Annotated in this window: 15 protein-coding genes; 9 read left to right on the forward strand and 6 right to left on the reverse strand. The window is 45.8% G+C overall.

Annotated features, from left to right (window positions below):
- The first annotated feature begins 60 nt into the window (after positions 1-60).
- The 6 genes from AC3WQ3_RS04985 (at position 61) to AC3WQ3_RS05010 (ending at position 6,383) form a co-directional block, all read left to right on the forward strand.
- Positions 61-969 carry an ABC transporter ATP-binding protein gene (locus AC3WQ3_RS04985; protein WP_154892635.1) on the forward strand — a complete coding sequence of 303 codons (909 nt, stop codon included), beginning with the start codon at positions 61-63 and terminating at the stop codon, positions 967-969.
- Positions 962-1,756 carry an ABC transporter permease gene (locus tag AC3WQ3_RS04990; protein WP_095289004.1) on the forward strand — a complete coding sequence of 265 codons (795 nt, stop codon included), beginning with the start codon at positions 962-964 and terminating at the stop codon, positions 1,754-1,756. The genes AC3WQ3_RS04985 and AC3WQ3_RS04990 overlap by 8 nt, the downstream gene beginning before the upstream one ends.
- A 174-nt stretch (positions 1,757-1,930) precedes the next feature.
- Positions 1,931-3,004 carry an AI-2E family transporter gene (locus AC3WQ3_RS04995; protein ID WP_336781116.1) on the forward strand — a complete coding sequence of 358 codons (1,074 nt, stop codon included), beginning with the start codon at positions 1,931-1,933 and terminating at the stop codon, positions 3,002-3,004.
- 219 nt (positions 3,005-3,223) lie between these two features.
- Positions 3,224-3,619, forward strand: coding sequence for a GntR family transcriptional regulator (locus AC3WQ3_RS05000; RefSeq protein WP_336781115.1), 396 nt, complete (start codon positions 3,224-3,226; stop codon positions 3,617-3,619).
- A 23-nt stretch (positions 3,620-3,642) separates the two neighbouring features.
- Positions 3,643-4,743 carry a DUF1648 domain-containing protein gene (locus AC3WQ3_RS05005; RefSeq protein ID WP_492471605.1) on the forward strand — a complete coding sequence of 367 codons (1,101 nt, stop codon included), beginning with the start codon at positions 3,643-3,645 and terminating at the stop codon, positions 4,741-4,743.
- 50 nt (positions 4,744-4,793) lie between these two features.
- Complete coding sequence (locus AC3WQ3_RS05010) at positions 4,794-6,383, forward strand: alpha/beta hydrolase family protein (RefSeq protein ID WP_492471606.1); 1,590 nt, start codon at positions 4,794-4,796, stop codon at positions 6,381-6,383.
- 113 nt (positions 6,384-6,496) lie between these two features.
- Here AC3WQ3_RS05010 and AC3WQ3_RS05015 read toward each other — a convergent pair whose 3' ends face one another.
- A complete protein-coding gene (locus tag AC3WQ3_RS05015) occupies positions 6,497-7,846 on the reverse strand; it encodes a hemolysin family protein (RefSeq protein WP_336781112.1) in 1,350 nt (449 codons plus the stop codon).
- 367 nt (positions 7,847-8,213) lie between these two features.
- On the opposite strand from AC3WQ3_RS05015, the gene cls reads away from it, so the two are divergent.
- Positions 8,214-9,653, forward strand: coding sequence for a cardiolipin synthase (gene cls, locus AC3WQ3_RS05020; RefSeq protein ID WP_154892631.1), 1,440 nt, complete (start codon positions 8,214-8,216; stop codon positions 9,651-9,653).
- 345 nt (positions 9,654-9,998) lie between these two features.
- The gene (locus AC3WQ3_RS05025) at positions 9,999-10,907 is read left to right on the forward strand and encodes a YitT family protein (RefSeq protein ID WP_154892630.1); all 909 of its coding nucleotides are present in this window, start codon (positions 9,999-10,001) and stop codon (positions 10,905-10,907) included.
- 76 nt (positions 10,908-10,983) lie between these two features.
- On the opposite strand, the gene ligD is transcribed toward AC3WQ3_RS05025, so the two are convergent.
- The 5 genes from ligD to ku all read right to left on the reverse strand — a co-directional run bounded on the left by ligD (position 10,984) and on the right by ku (position 16,278).
- Entirely contained in the window at positions 10,984-11,874 is an 891-nt protein-coding gene (gene ligD / locus AC3WQ3_RS05030) for a non-homologous end-joining DNA ligase (RefSeq protein WP_336781111.1), read from the reverse strand.
- 51 nt (positions 11,875-11,925) lie between these two features.
- Positions 11,926-12,882 (reverse strand): ATP-dependent DNA ligase, encoded by a 957-nt coding sequence (locus AC3WQ3_RS05035; protein WP_492471607.1) that lies wholly within the window; start codon positions 12,880-12,882, stop codon positions 11,926-11,928.
- 50 nt (positions 12,883-12,932) lie between these two features.
- Positions 12,933-14,045: a GerAB/ArcD/ProY family transporter gene (locus AC3WQ3_RS05040; RefSeq protein WP_492471608.1), complete on the reverse strand. Its 1,113-nt coding sequence runs from the start codon at positions 14,043-14,045 to the stop codon at positions 12,933-12,935.
- 175 nt (positions 14,046-14,220) lie between these two features.
- A complete protein-coding gene (locus AC3WQ3_RS05045; protein ID WP_492471609.1) occupies positions 14,221-15,090 on the reverse strand; it encodes a VOC family protein in 870 nt (289 codons plus the stop codon).
- Between the two features lie 279 nt (positions 15,091-15,369).
- Positions 15,370-16,278: a non-homologous end joining protein Ku gene (gene ku / locus AC3WQ3_RS05050; RefSeq protein ID WP_492471610.1), complete on the reverse strand. Its 909-nt coding sequence runs from the start codon at positions 16,276-16,278 to the stop codon at positions 15,370-15,372.
- A gap of 197 nt (positions 16,279-16,475) precedes the next feature.
- Here ku and AC3WQ3_RS05055 point away from each other — a divergent pair, with 197 nt between their 5' ends.
- The gene (locus AC3WQ3_RS05055; protein WP_336781106.1) at positions 16,476-16,772 is read left to right on the forward strand and encodes a hypothetical protein; all 297 of its coding nucleotides are present in this window, start codon (positions 16,476-16,478) and stop codon (positions 16,770-16,772) included.
- Positions 16,773-16,775: the final 3 nt, after the last annotated feature.

A 16,775-nucleotide genomic window follows, 5' to 3' on the forward strand; every position in this document is an offset into this window, starting at 1 on the left:
ACTATGTTCATATGAGAGGCGGGCATGAGTCATTAGCCTGTCGATGAGGGAGGGAATTGCATGCAGCAGGAGCCGGTCGTCCGACTTCAGGGCGTCAGTAAAATCATATCTTCCCGATCGTTGGTCAGCGACCTGACTCTGGATATTTCTCCGGGGCAGGTTTTTGGTTTTTTAGGGCCTAATGGTGCCGGGAAAACAACAACGATCCGGATGATGGTTGGACTTATGTCCATCAGTAAGGGAGATATTTTCATCTCGGGACATAGTATCAAAAATGAATTCGAGCAGGCGGTGGCCCAGGTAGGTGCCATTGTAGAGAATCCGGAAATGTACAAATTTCTCACCGGATATCAGAACCTCGTCCATTTTGCCCGTATGTCGCCAGGGATTACCAAGGAACGCATTGCGGAAACCATTGAGCGTGTGGGGCTTACCGCCCGTATTCATGATAAGGTGAAAACCTATTCTCTGGGCATGCGTCAGCGTCTTGGTGTCGCTCAGGCCATATTACATAAGCCGAAGCTGCTTGTGCTGGATGAGCCAACCAACGGCCTTGATCCGCAAGGGATTCGGGAACTACGGGATTATCTTCGTCAGCTCACCCGAGAAGAAGGCATTACGGTCTTTGTGTCCAGTCACCTGTTGTCAGAGATGGAACTCATGTGTGATACGGTCGCCATTATCCAGAATGGTAAGTTGATTGACGTGAGAAACCTCAAAGCTGAAGCTGGAGCGGATGCACTCGCGGAAGTGGCCTTTGAGGTGAATGATACACAGCGTGCTTCAGAACTTATTCAGGATGCGACTGTTCAAGGTAACATGCTTGTGGTGCGTCTATCGCGTGACCAGATTCCGGATTTCAATGCCAGACTGGTAAGCGAAGGTATACAGGTATACGGTATCCGCAACGTAACACATACACTCGAAGATCAATTTTTACAAGTGACTGGGGGCGGAGGTATTGCCTAACTTTGGAAATCTGTTGTTGAATGAAAATATGAAAATCTTCCGGCGTCCCCGTACCTGGATTATGCTTTCGTTCCTAGCATTAATTTCACTGCTGCTTCCGGTGCTGCTGAGAGAAGGCATGGGAGGTGGTGACGTTTACTTCTGGGAAGCGGCAATAACGACGGTTCAGATTGTATTCTTCCTGAATACCATCTTCTGTGTGGTCATTGCGGCTGAAGCGGTAGCTGGTGAATTCACATGGGGCACAATTAAACTGCTGCTTATTCGTCCGTGGTCACGTAGCAAAATCCTGGCTTCAAAATACATTACGGTTCTGGGATTCAGTCTGCTCAGTACAGTGCTCATTCTCTTGCTCGCAACGGGAATGTCCTATGTTCTATTCTCCCATGATGGAAGTGCAGCTGGAGGCGTAACCTCGGCATCGTATGCCTTTACGTTATGGGCATACCTGTATGTTGATCTGTTTATTACGCTGGCCATTGCCTTTATGGTCTCCTCCGTGTTTCGTTCGGGAGCACTGGCCATTGGCCTGTCACTATTTATTATGTTTACCCAGAGTATCTTTGCCTTGATCTTCAATCCGGCTCGCTATGACTGGGCCAAATATGTACTATTTAATAACATGGATCTCAGCCGGTATATGAATTCGGGAATGGACCTCGGATTGTTCGGCGGGGGGAACGCGGGAATGACCCTTGGCTTCTCGGTTGCCGTACTCGCCGTGTACTATGTGATTTTTATGGTTGTTTCGTGGGTTGTATTCAGCAAAAGAGATGTGGCAGGCTAACCGCCTGCTTCTTTTTTTTGCTCATTTTTCATCGGCAAGAGAAAGGCCCTTCACGTTAACTGACATGCAATGTGGCAATACTTGCATTAAAGGGTACATATAATCAGGTGACTAAAGAAGGTGCACCAGATTATAGCCAGTGCTGGCAGAGCAGTGTATGGAGGGATCAATTTCTTGATAAACAACAAGTTCTACCGAATTTGCACAGCCATTATTTTGCTGCTGCTCATTGTGTATTTGGGAGATAAGGTGAATTTTATTTTCAGCCCGTTAACATCACTAATACATATCATTATTATTCCGCTGTTAATCGCGGGCTTTTTCTATTATTTGCTTCGGCCGCTCGTTGATTTCATGGAACGACATCGGTTGAAAAGGGCTCTATCCGTTCTGATTATTTATGTTGTGATTGCCCTGCTGATAGCCGGGTTTAGCGTGCTTATATGGCCGTCACTTCGTGAGCAGCTGTGGAACTTTATTGAAAATACGCCAGCTCTGATAGCCTCACTTAGTGCACAACTAAACGAAATGGAAAAAAGCGGATTCCTGTCCAAATACTTGCCGGAGGACTCGGATCTTGTTTCAAGATTTTCCGAATTCCTGACACAGGGAATTACACAGGTTAGTGATTATCTCTCAGGCCTGTTCTCGGTTGTATCCAATCTGGTCATTATTTTGGCCACCTTTCCAATTATGCTGTATTACATGCTTAAGGAAGGCAGCAAGTTTGGCACCAATCTCACCTTGCTTTTGCCGAGACGTTATCGGAAGGATGGAGAAGAGACCGTTCACGAAATAGATGAAGCGCTGAGCAATTTTATTGTTGGGCGAGTTATTGTCAATGTTGCACTCGGGATCCTGATGTACATTGGTTTTCTTATCCTTGGTTTACCATATGCGTTATTACTGACGGCTGCTTCCATCATATTGAACTTTATTCCTTATGTGGGTGCAATATTGGCAGCGATACCTGTCGTGATTGTGGCCTTTATTGAATCTCCGTCAATGGCGATCTGGTCTCTGATCATTATTGTCGTTGCCCAGCAGATTCAAGATAACCTGATATCTCCCTATGTATATGGCAAGCAGCTGGATATTCATCCGCTGACAACGGTTATTCTGTTGCTCGTGGGTGCCGACCTGTGGAACATTTTGGGTATGATTATCATTATTCCGCTATATATGATCCTGAAAATTATAGTTCGCAAAATCCATTATCGGATTGTCGAAGATAAGACTGAACTTTGAATGGAATGTAAAATACAACACGGTCATGTGCCTCCACTCATATTTGCTCATCAATGACATAAGACTAAGCTCATGAAGATAAGCCGCATATCAATGGTGAAGGGTTAGGTAAGCCTGCCCCTGCAATTGATATGCGGCTTTATTTCCATGCGCATTGCCCCTTTATGTTATATCTGTTATACTTGATATATAACAGATGACAAAGAAGAAGGTGAACCCTTGATTATTCAACTTGACATGCAGTCCGAGCTTCCCATTTATTCTCAACTGGTTTATCAAATTATCGAAGGCATTGCTAGTGGTGAGCTGCAGCTAGGTGAGGCGCTACCTTCAGTTCGGAATTTGGCAGCAGATATTGGTGTTAACCTTCATACGGTCAATAAGGCATATACACTACTCAAGCAAGATGGGTACATACTAATTCACAGACAAAAGGGAGTTGTCGTAAATCCTGATGGAATGCCTGGTCTAACGGATGATTTTTTGAAAAAGCAGCAAGGTGAATTAAGACCGATTATTGCCGAAGCGATATGTCGAGGCATGACCAAAGAGGAATTGTCTGCGGTATTAGATCAAATCTATGATGATGTGAAGATGGGGCACAACAAGGACTAAACGAATAAGGGAGTGTGTTATGTATGCAATTATTTAGTATCTTATCTGTCATCTTAATCTTTGCTCCATTAGCCGTACTTCTATCCTTTACACCTTATCTAACAAGGGAAACCATTAGCTTTGGCGTTACGGTAAGTGAATATAATTATTATACACCCATTCTACGTAAGTTACGTAAAACGTTTGCTGCAGTAAGTCTGATCGGAAACGGGTTGGTTATAGTTGTCTGCCTATTTTTACTCCGATCTGCCAATGAAGAGTCTACTGCAATAATTACCGGTGTTTGCACCATGATGTTCGTTGTGTACTGGGTGGCACTACATTTATTTTTTCATTTCAAGATGAAAAGGTTAAAGGGAACACTTCCACCTGCAGAAGCACCTCAACGGGTTAAAATTGATACCACCTTCCGCCAAAATAAGCTCACGTATTCCAACTATTGGTTTCTATTTCATCTGGCTATTATTGTAGCCGTTGCGATCATTTCGATCCTGAATTATGATGCACTACCTAACGTTATTCCCATGAAATACGATCTTCAGGGCAATGTCACATCAAGTGTGCCTAAAACCTACCTTTCAGTATTGGCTATTAATCTGGTACAGCTAGGAGTAATTGCACTCCTGATGCTGGTTAACTGGAGTATTAAAACAAGCAAACAACAGCTTGCCACGAGAGATCCTGCCCAATTTGCTGCTAAAAATATTCAATTCCGCCGTAAGTGGTCCCTATTTACGATCATTACAGGGTTGCTTCTTACCATCTTATTTGCCTTCATTCAGATAAATATGTTCGTTCCTAATCAGGTCTTGTTAACAGCGATTAGTCTGATCACCTCAGTGGGAATCTTATTAGGCGCTATATTGCTGTCTCTCACAGGCAGACAAGGCGGCGGGAAAATTCGTAATCATCAAGAGGATAGCGAACGCTCTAAGGAGCAGCCTGTGAACGATGATGAATATTGGAAGCTTGGTTTTATTTACTTCAATGCGAGTGATCCTTCTTTTACTGTAGAGAAACGTTATGGAATAGGCTGGACGATTAATTTCGCTCGTCCACTATCTTGGGTCCTGTTGTTACTTATCATTGCTATTGTTGTTATAAGCAGAGTTCTGAGCCAATAAATGCTCATAGATCTATGCATATCCTAAAATGATTAGGAGGAGTTATTACGATGCACAATTGGAAAAAGCTATTATGTTCTCTTACTTTCGTATGCCTTATCCTGCCGGTAACATCCATCTCAGCAGCTGCTGAGAAACCCGTTGATCATGAAAATCTAGTTCCTGTTCGTGAGATTGCAGTAAAGAATGGGGCAGAGGTATCCTGGCAGGAAAACACAGGACAAATTACAATACGAAAAAATGAGCTTACGATTGTAGTTAAGGTAGGGGAGAAACAGGCGATGGTGAATGGGCAAGTCATTCCCTTAGACCATCCTGTTCAGTTAACGAAAGGGGTTACCTTTATGGATGGGGGATTTCTTACCGAGGCACTGAAGGCAGCACCTGAGGATATATTCATTTCACTTATAAGTGAAGGGGATGGCAAGGAGGCAGCCAAGTATGTTCATACCTCTGTGAGTGGAGTGTTGTCACCCGCGTTATTGAGTCAGCTATGGGCAGCATTAGAAGGACAAAATGGCAAAATTACAAGTAAAGCCATAGCTAAACACGTAGAGAACAACTCCGTGCATCGCAATGTCACATATACTTTTGAAACAGAGCTTACTAGTGTAAATATTACGGTCAGAATGAATCATGACGGACTGGTGGATGACTTGTATGTTGCCGCGGCTACTCCAAATGTTTATCAAAAACCAAGCTACGACGATCCATCTGCGTATACAGAACAAAAGATTACGGTTGGTCAGGGTGATCTAGCTTTACCAGGGACATTAACCTTGCCCAAGGGAGAGGGACCTTTCCCGGTTGTCATTCTGGTACACGGTTCAGGGGCTAGCAATCAAGATGCTGCCATTGGTGGGGCAAAGCCATTTCGCGATCTTGCGGTAGGTTTAGCTTCACAGGGAGTTGCTGTATTAAGATACGATAAAGTCACATATGAGCATACCTATAAGGTCGCTTCACAGCCAAAATTCACATTAAAACAAGAAAGCGTAGATCAGGTAACCGATGCAGTAGAATTACTTCAAAAGAATGCACATATTGATTCTACAGCGATTTTTGTAGCTGGACATAGCCAAGGCGGGTTTGCAATGCCGTTAATCATTGCTGAGGATAAACAACATGATATTGCAGGAAGCATCCTACTTGCAGCACCAAGTAGCAGCTTTGTGGATGTGCTTACCGAGCAGCAGGACGAATTGGTAGACCGGATGAAGCAGCTTGGTTTAGACACGAAGATCATTAAGGAACAAGCTGATTTTTATAAAAATGTTGCTGCGATCGTTAAAGATCCTCAATATTCTGTAGATCATCTTCCTGAGGCGTTCCCACTTCAACCTGCTTATTGGTGGTTTGAGCAGAGAGATTATGTGCCTGCGGAACTGGCTAAAACACAAAATATCCCCATGCTTATTCTACAAGGTGAAAATGATGTGCAGGTGTCTATGGATCAATTCCAAAATTGGAAAACGGCTCTTCAAGGTCATTCCAATGTAACGTACAATAGCTATCCAAAGGTAAATCATCTGTTATCCAGCTATGATGGACTTTCGGTTGGTCAAGAGTACACTGAGCCATCTAATGTCTCCAAAGCCATTATCGATGATATTGCGAAGTGGATATTAAACGTTGAGTGATAACATGGGGAAGTGACATATTGAACGGGAAATAATAAGAAGAGCACTTACCAATGTTGGCAAGTGCTCTTCTTATTATTTCTATTATAACCACAGGTGTTTAACTGTGACGATTAATAACTCTTTTCGGTTTCATCATCTGAATATTCAGACATGACGAGCGGCTCTTTAGGTACAACAGCCACCTTATAGAATCGGTTTTTATCCTTTTCCAGAAGAACAAACGTCAGGTTTTCAAACTCATACTCATCCTGCTCGTTCATTTCCGGGCGATGGCTGTAGAGCCATCCGCCAATGGTATCCCACTCATCGGCATCGAGGTTCGACATAAACATGTCATTCACCTTCGACAGGGATACCTTCCCATCCATAATGACATAGTTCTCATTGATGATCTGGATATCTTCCACTTCGTCCGCATCGAATTCGTCCCGAATTTCGCCGACAATCTGTTCAAGCACATCTTCAATCGTTACGATCCCTGATGTGCCGCCGTATTCATCAACCAGCACAGCGATGTGCACGCCATCCTTCTGCATTTTCTTGAGCAGATCCTTCACCGGAGTCGTTTCGTGAACAGCAGATACGGGCTGGATCAGGGAAGACAGATCGACAGGTTCGTCGTTTCCATAGAGCTCAAGGAAGAACTGTTTGGTATTGATGATGCCAATGATATCGTCCTTGCTCTCATTCACAACCGGGAACCGGGTGTACTGCTCTTCCCGGATAATTTCCAGGTTTTCTTCATTTGTTTTATTGACATAAAGGCAGACCATATCGGTCCGGGGTACCATGATTTCTTTGGCGAGCATCTCATCAAAAGCAAAGATCCGGCTGACATAACCGAACTCCGCCTGATTAATTTTACCGCTTTCGAAGCTTTCATTAATGATAATTTGCAGTTCTTCTTCTGAGTGCGCCTCTTCATGCTCGGACGCAGGCTTGATTCCAAACAATTTGACCAGTTGATTCGCCGAGCCGTTCAACAGCCAGATAAAAGGATACATAATTCGGTTAAACCAGATGATAGGTGTAGACGTCAGCAGAGCAACCGTTTCAGCTTTGCGGATTGCAATCGTTTTGGGAGCTAGTTCACCAACCACAACATGCAAGTATGTAATGGCAACAAAGGCAATAACAAACGATAAGAATGATGAGAGCGCCTCAGGCATACTTAAACTTTCAAACACAGGGTGGAGAATCTTCTCTACCGTAGGTTCACCAAGCCATCCAAGACCGAGGGATGTAATGGTAATCCCGAGCTGACATGCGGACAGATACCCATCCAGGTTGGCGACAGCCTGTTTGACAGCCAGAGCACGCTTGTTTCCTTCTGCAATCATTTGATCAATCCGGCTTGGACGAATTCGTACCAGGGCGAATTCCACCGCAACGAAAAATGCTGAAAATCCTATCAAAATCGCAACCAATACTAAATTTAACGCATACCTCTCACTGTCCATTCACTACTCTTCTCCTTTAGGTAATAAGTTTTTAACGAATATTATATCGAAATTATAGCCAGAAGACCACCTTCAGGGGAGCTGAAGAGGAAGACTATGGAAGGGGAATTGCCCAAAACGGCGCTGTGACGCGGTTTCTCAGACGCAATGAAGAATATGTAGATGCAAACACAGTCAGAATAGACAACCATTTCTGAAGAAACGGAGGACAAAAAAGCCTAAGGGTAGTTTGTGTATGTAAAGTTTTATCTATGCGAACGTTACGAATGGACCTAACATTGGGTATCTATGATTAGCCGTATGCTTTATCGTCAAAGCTGTTGAAGTGAGAGAGAAAGCAGGAGATTGTCATCAAGGGGGAAGCCGGATGTTTTGGCTGGTCATTATTTTAGTTATTTTTATTTTCCAGGCAGCCACCATTATCATATTGGAGTTCAGAAATCCGTCTAAAGCGGTGGCCTGGCTGTTTATTTTGTTTTGCGTGCCTCCGATTGGGTTTATCGTGTATTACTTCGTGGCACAGGATTTCAATAAGCGAAAAAAAGTGCGCAAAGCCGGATCCAGAATTTTCAGGGAGATTAAGGATACGATTTGGGAGCAGGCTCATATTGTGAAGGAAGCAGCCGAAATGCCGGACAATCGCTTTATGCATCAGCAAAGGCTGTTTAATTTGCTGTCCCACCTGTCGGAGAGCCCCATCACGGGCTGTAACCGAAGCAGAGTATTAACGAACGGGAAAGAGGCCTTCCCGGCCATGTTAAGGGAAATGGAGAAGGCGAAGCATCATCTGCATGTGGAGTTTTACATTTTTCGCGATGATGCAATCAGTACCAAATTCCAGGAAGTCATGATTCGCAAGGCACGTGAGGGCGTGAGAGTCCGGTTTATCTGTGATGGTCTGGGCAGCCATAAAATGAGCTTGGGTTTCATCCGTAAGCTTCAAGACGCCGGGGTGGAATTCCATTACTTCCTTCCACCGCTGATTGCCACCATTGATCGCAGGGTCAATTACCGGAATCATCGGAAGATTATCGTCGTAGATGGAAAGGTTGGATTCGTAGGAGGCATTAATGTGGGGGACGATTATCTCGGGAAATACCCGAAAATGGGGTTCTGGCGGGATACGCATATGCAGTTGGAAGGGGATGCCGTTTATTTTCTGCAAAATACATTTCTTAACGACTGGAAGCTTGCTTCCGGCGAGCAGATAACCGAAGCACAGCTGAAGGAACTGTTCCCACCTCATATATGCAGCGGAAATGAGAAAATTCAAATTTTGGCCAGTGGTCCCGATCAGGAATGGGATGCGATTCAGGAAATGTGTTTTGGGGCCATCTCGGTTGCCTGTGACCGGATTTATATCACAAGCCCTTATTTCATTCCGGATCCAGCCCTGTATGAAGCGCTTAAAACTGCAGCTGTCAGCGGGGTAGACGTTAAAATCATCATTCCGTACGAATCCGATTCCCGTCTCGTTCACTTGGCTTCCCTCTCATACGTGGAGGAACTGCTCCGGGCCGGGGTGGAATTTTATCAATATCGGAAAGGGTTCATACATGCCAAGGTAATGATTGTCGATGAATTGCTTGCTACTGTGGGAACAGCCAACATGGATATGCGCAGTTTTTTCTGCAACTTCGAACTGACAGCCGTGCTGTTTGAGTCATCCTCCATGGATCGTTTGGTCGGGGATTTTGAGCGGGATTTGAAGGTGTCCAGCAAGATCGACCTGAAGGCATTTCAGGAGCGTTCACGAGTGCAAAAAGGGGCGGAAATACTTTCTCGCATGCTTTCTCCGCTGCTTTAGCCGTTTTAGGTTCAATTTCTGAAGATAAATTCACTTTTTTTGAATTTATCTTCTTTTTGCTAACTATTTTGCTCAAATTTGATCTTTTATGATATAATAAATATATAAATCATGTCTTGGCGAAGGAGGGGAGTCTGCGGGAAACAGGCTCCCTTTTGCTCTCTTTTCGAAGTGTACACCTGAATTAAGACATATTTGAATCCATTTCATATAGCCTTTAGATGCTTATACAGAAGGGTGCGTATAGAGGTAAGCGAGATCGTTTTCTACTATATGTAGTTTCCCCGTTGGTATTTAAATGATTTATGAAATTGATTCACATATTGATCAAACGGGGGGGATACCATGTCCAATGTAACGGTTAAAGAAATAACATCGAAGCCGGATCGGAGTGTAAAAAGCTCGGTATTTACGCTGAAGCTCCTGCAACGTATTGTAATGATTTTGATTGGTGCCGCACTGATGGCCGTATCACTTGAAATATTTCTCGTGCCCAATGGTGTAATTGATGGTGGGATTACGGGGATCTCGATTATGGTGTCAGAGCTTACGCATCTGCCGCTGGGGATTTTCCTGACCTTACTCAACTTGCCGTTTTTGATTTTGGGTTACAAACAAATTGGTAAAACGTTTGCGCTGTCCACATTGCTCGGTATCGTTGTCATGTCCATTGGAACGTCATTATTGCACCATGTTCCTGCATTGACGCCTGGTGAACCGCTGCTCGGGGCTGTCTTTGGCGGATTGATCCTGGGGGTCGGTGTGGGTCTCGTTATCCGGTCCGGGGGATCGCTTGATGGTACGGAGATTGTGGCCATCCTGCTTAGTGAGAAATCACCACTGTCGGTTGGGCAGATCGTTTTGTTCATTAACGTGTTTATTTTCGCAGGCGCGGGATTTGTATTCGGTTGGCCGAATGCCCTGTATTCCATGATCGCCTATTATATTGCAATGAAGATGATTGATATCGTCAACGAAGGTCTGGATCAGTCCAAATCGGTATGGATTATCAGTGAGAAATACCGGGATATCGGTTCAGCACTGACAGACCGCCTTGGTCGTGGCGTTACTTTCCTGGATGGAGAGGGCGGATTCAGCGGGGATGAGAAGAAAATTATCTTTGTGGTTATTACCCGTTTGGAAGAAGCGAAGCTGAAGTCGATCGTTGAAGATTGGGACCCGCAGGCCTTTGTGGCGATCGGTAACATTCATGACGTGAAGGGCGGACGTTTCAAGAAAAAAGGTATCCATTAGCGAGTCTTATCCGATCTAAGAAGCTTATAATAACAAATGAAAAAATAGCCGGCGCCCTTGGTTTGAGGGATGCCGGCTATTTCTTTTTGAGATGCTGCGTAATTAATTCCACGGGCTGCGGCTCAACACTGGCAATGAGATCACCTACCTGCTGCAGCCGTTCCACAATATTCATCAAGTGATAATCCTTAACCGACACATTGTTCCGAACTTCATCCCACGTAAGCGGGGTGGATACGGTACCCTCGGGTTTGGCTCGAGGTGTATATGGTGCGGCCAGGGTTTTGCCGCCATAATGCTGCAGGTAATCAAAATAAATGCGGTCTCCGCGGTCCTTTTTGAGCCGCTCCAGTGTAAACAGATCCGGATGCTTCTGGGTGACGTACTTGCCGACAAAATGACCAATATCCCGCAGCTCATCAAAGGTGACGCCCTGACGGATGGGAACGATGATCTGTATGCCCGTGGCACCTGAAGTTTTGGGTACAGAACGGAGGCCAAGGGAAGTCAGCGTTTCGCCTACGATTAAAGCAGCCTGCATAATACGCGGCTCTTCTTCAAGAGAGGGGTCGAGATCAATCATCCATTCACATGGGAGATGGCTGCCTACAGCATGTAAGGAGGGATGGAACTCCAGGGCGGCCAGATTGCCGAGCCACAGCAGTTCCGGAAGACCGTCCATGACGATATAGCGGATGCCTTCGTGGATCTCGGTACGTACGAAATCAGGAATGGGTTCAGGAGCATTTTTTTGATAAAAAAATTCACCGCCTGCACCATGCGGATATCGGATGGTTGTCAGGAGGCGGTTCCTGGTGTACGTCAGCAGAAAGGGAGCAATAGCGGCAAGCTTCTGCAAATAGATGGCTTTCGTTACTCCTGCTTCAGGCCACAGCAGTTTATCCGGATTGGTTACAGTAAGCTCTATTCCTTCGATGGTAATGGTACCTTTGATCGTACGGGGCATATGGACGCCTCCTTTCATGATATAGATCTAAGCCAATATCACGCGCATTTACTACACTCCATTCGTGAGTTGGCTGGCAAGACAGTCTTCCCGAGATACTTCTGCGAATGCTTGTATGCTCGGATGGCGTAGGGTGCGATGCTGGGTCAGTTCCATGTATTGCACTTTGACTCCGATCTGGGGCTTGATCCATGTCGTTTCGGAGCTTCGTTCAGGTACGTTATGGAACGGCCGCTCCTCTTGAATCAACGGTTCGACTTCCTCGGTCAGTTTACGCCAGCTGGCAGAGTTCAGTTTACCTGTGCCGACATGACCAATATAGACAAAATGAGGCCCATCATATACACCAACCGCAATGGCGTTAACGATGCCGCTCCGGTAGGTAACCCCGCCAATCATGGCATATAGATCATGCATGATTTTAACCTTTTGCCAGCGCTGATCCTTGCCATTGATACCGTAGGTGCTTGTCAGGTCTTTACAGACAATCCCCTCCATCTGATGCTGTCTCATAACGGTGAGCAGAGAAGCCGCATCGGAGGTATTAGTCACCTCCTGAACGTGTGAGCCTGGGTTGAGGACACGATGCAGCAGACGCTGGCGTTCTGCAAGCGGTTGATCGGTGACCCATTTTCCATCACAGTACAAAATATCAAAAACCATATAAGTCACTGGAATCCGGTACATGGCTTGGGTGATCCCGTCTGGTTTGCTCATGCGGTCCCGGCGCAGCACATGGTAAAAAGAAGGTTTTCCCGTTTCGGGGTCAAGCGCAATCACTTCGCCATCCAGAATGTAGGAGGGGACGCTGCACAGATTGCGGTCAGAGACCAGCTCTGGATACTGAACTGTCCGGTCGTGCAGTCTGCGGTTAATCAATCGGAGTTCATTGCCATCCTCGTACGCAAGCATGCGCACACCATCCCATTTTACCTGGGCAATCCAGTTAGGTCCGTTTGGAATCTTGTCCCGAGATATAGGTTCAAAGGGGATCAGAGGCTTAAACATGTGCAGGCTCCTTTCGGGTGGCATTATTGAGCAAACGTAATCAGAAGTGCTTACCTGTTATAGCGTTCGCGTTTTGAAGCACGAGACTTTAATTTATGTACCAAAATAAGCAGCACAGGAAGTGCGATGCCGCATGTAAGATCCCAGTCAATCCAATAAGGGATAATGACTTTGAGATAAAAGACCTCATCCGGAGCGATCAGAATGGACATGGCCAAAATCAAAAGAGCTGCAGGCAGGATCAGTGAACGGAAGCTTGTCAGTCGAAACAGGTTCGTAACCCCCAGGATAAAGCTGTAGAAGAACAGAATGCTTTTGAAATAAACGGCGATAATCCAGACAGATGCCATAAAGGCTTCAATCCGCTGCAGAAAATTGCCTATATTTATCTTTTGCGACAGCTGAAACGAGGCGAACCAGTGATGCTGCGTCATGAATGGCCCCATGACGAGCAGACAAATGGTCAGCGTCAGTGTAACCATCAGGCCACCAATAAGTCCTGTCAGAAGAATATCCTTCTCCCAATGTGGCTCCTTCTTGGCATAGGGAAATAGCATCAGGAAGATGCACAACTCGCAATAAGGATAAGTCAGCACAGCGATAAAGCCTCGAAATGGATCGACCAAGCCATGGGCAAGAACAGGCTGGATGTTGTCCAGCTTCAAGTGAGGCAGCAGACAAACCGTCAGAATAACCAGAAAAAATACGACCAAGGGAAGCAGGAGCTCTGAACTCCTGGCTATACACTCCAGTCCGCATATGAGTCCCCATACGAGGGAGCAGACAAAGAGCAGATGCACAACCAAGAGCGGTGATTCGGTCAAAATCTGGGTAGACATAAAATCACCGATTTCTCTGACAAATGTCGATGTGCTTATCAAAAAGTAAAACAAATAAAAACAACTGAACAAGGCCCCGATCCAAGGTCCGAATGTTCGAAGTGCATTTTCGATCAGATTGAGTTTGGGGTGAAGCTTATAGGTGACCAAAAAAATGGACAGAATCCCCATACCCCCGGCGACACCGAGTAAAGCGGATATCCAAGCATCTTCGTGGGCGAATGAGGTGATCATGGCCGGAAATACAAGTATTTGTTCACCAATTGTGCAGAGGAACATTAAGGCAGCAAGCTGCCTTACAGTCAGACGTCCCTTTTCAACCATGTGGGTTCTCCTTCATCGATCGAGCTGGATATTAGGTTAGGATGCGCCAAAATCACCATATTTATAATAAATAAAGCCCGGACGAGGGCATCTCTAATCAAAGGATCAAGAGATGTGCACTGTCCGAGCTTCCTTGGTATGAAATGGAAAATCAAATAATGATGGAGTACCGCGTTTATTCTGCTGTAACCAGCCGTATACGGATATTCTGCGGATCTATGGTAAACCATTGACCGCCCAGTTCTTCAAGTGCAGCACCTTGCGTGCGCAGTTGTTCCAGCGCTTGCTGCAGTTGTTCCTGTCCGGCGTATACGATGGTAAAGTAATCGATTCCTGTAGCCTGTTTCGGATTCACAGGAGCACCTGTGCCTGCCCAGATATTCAGGCCGATATGGTGATGATATCCACCTGCGGAAACAAACAAGGCTGACATGCCTGCAAAATTGCCAACGATGTCAAAGCCGAGCAAACCTGTATAGAAGCGGCGGGATTCTTCCAAGCTGCGTACATGAAAGTGTACATGACCAATAACCGTTCCAGCCGGCAGGCCATGCCATGGCTCATTCTCCGAGATGTCGAACAAGCTCTGTACATCCACCGGATCGCTTGCCATGACGTAGTTGTTGTCTGTATCACGTCTCCAGGTATAACGCGGACGGTCAGCGTAGATTTCAATGCCGTTTTGATCCGGATCGGAAATATAAAAGGCCTCACTCACCAGATGATCCCCTTGGCCGATTTCAATGCCAGAGGCGGCGAGGTTGCGGAGTGCAAGCCCGAGGGACTTGCGGTCAGGCAGCAGAATGGCAAAATGGTACAAGCCCGCGTGAGAGCGAACAGGCAATGTCACCGCATCAGTCAGTTCTTCCAGGCGCAGCAGCGACGTTTTGCCATCAGCGGTCATCGTTGCGACCTTATCCTGGCGTTCCAATAAACGAAGTCCAACCACCTCGGTGTAAAATTGAATGGATCGCTCCAGGCTGCTTATTCGCAGGCTTACTTCACCCAAGTGAGTAGTTGCAGGGATCTGGTATGGGGTAGTCATCGTCATTTCCTCCTCATATGAAATAAGTTTGAGATCATCACATCTAAATTGCATTAACAAGGATAGGTACGTTAGATCATTCTCGCTTCGGATCCTATAGGCTAAACTTTATAATTATAAATAAGTTACTTTTCATAAGTTAATATAAAATATAAATCTTCTTTCGTCAATTGTATTTTCACGTTTCGAGCAAACCTGAACTAGCGGATATGAGGGCCTATAAAAATAAAAAATCCGGCTAACGGAGCCGGACGGGTCATATCGTAAAGATTTTGTTCGTTATGATTTGGTCTTGGAAGCTGCTCTTTTCTTTTTGGCTGGAGCTGCTTCGGTATCGCCTCCGACCACGGCTTGCACAGTTGTCTTTTTGGGTGCGCGTTTTTTGGGTTTGGCAGTTGTTGCTCCCGGGTCTGCAGGAATGGGCTTGACTGCCTCAATGCTGGCTTGAAGGGCTGCCATCAGATCCATGACATTCGCTTCCGGTTTAGCCGGCGCAATCTTGATCTCTTCACCCGCAACTTTGTGATTGATGAGATCCAGCAGTTTATTGCGGTAATCGTCTGTATATTTGCCGGGTTCAAAAGGTGTCGACAATTGATCGATCAGCAGCTTTGCCATCGTCAATTCCTTATCATTGACATTTTGAGCTTCTGGCAAGTTTGGTACTTGTGAGACTGGACGAATCTCATCCGGATAGAAAATGGTTTCCATGGAGAGACAATCCTCCAGAACCCGAATGGCAGCGAGGCTGCTTTTGGAACGAATGGAGACCTTGGCGATGCCGATTTTGCCTGTATCCCGCATGGCTGTCATCAGCAGCTGATAAGCGTTACCGCCGGCCTGATCGGGAGAGAGGTAATAGGTTTTTTGAAAATAGATGGGATCAATCTCCGTCAAATCCACAAAATCCAGAATGGTAATGGTTTTGCTGGCCGAATCATTCAGTGCCTCCAGCTCATCTTTTTCGAACAGCACAAATTTTCCTTTTTCGTATTCATAACCCTTGGTGATTTCTTCCCACTTCACGTCCACCTCACAGGAAGGACATTGGCGTACATAAGCGAGCGGGCTGCCGCAGACCTTATGGATATATCGCATGGAGATGTCTTTGTCTTCGGTAGCCGAGAACATTTTGACAGGGACATGCACGAGACCGAAGCTGATTGCACCTTTCCAGACCGTATGCATGAGTCGGCTCCTTTCCGAGGTACCTTTTTTATTATGTAGTATGGGCATTTCCGTGTCTGGATAATCGCTTACAGGATGAATTCGTATGGTTCGGGCTGACTGGGGGATGATAACAGAAACATGCTTGAACACGGTATTGAGTCTTAAGCATGTGAGTCAGGAAGTGTAAGACATCGAACAAGCTGGGAGGTGCCGAAATGAAGAACACTAGGGATGAAGAAGAAGCGCACAAACATGCCTTTTCTCCATATCCCATTGCCGGGGCAGAGGATGCTGAAGAATTTTACACGCCAGCTGCTGCGGTGAACTGGGAAGCGGTGACTTCCGAAAAGCTGCCACTTGATCGGGAGTCCTTCATGCTCGACATTGACCGGATGGTGAATGAAGGGTTAGGTGGAGGTCAGGTTACGGAGGATAACGGGTATATTGGTGAGAGTACGACGGACACGATGATTCGTGAACCACATGATGATCCGGAAGGAGAGTATGAATAAGAT

This window comes from Paenibacillus sp. FW104-T2, assembly GCF_058789975.1.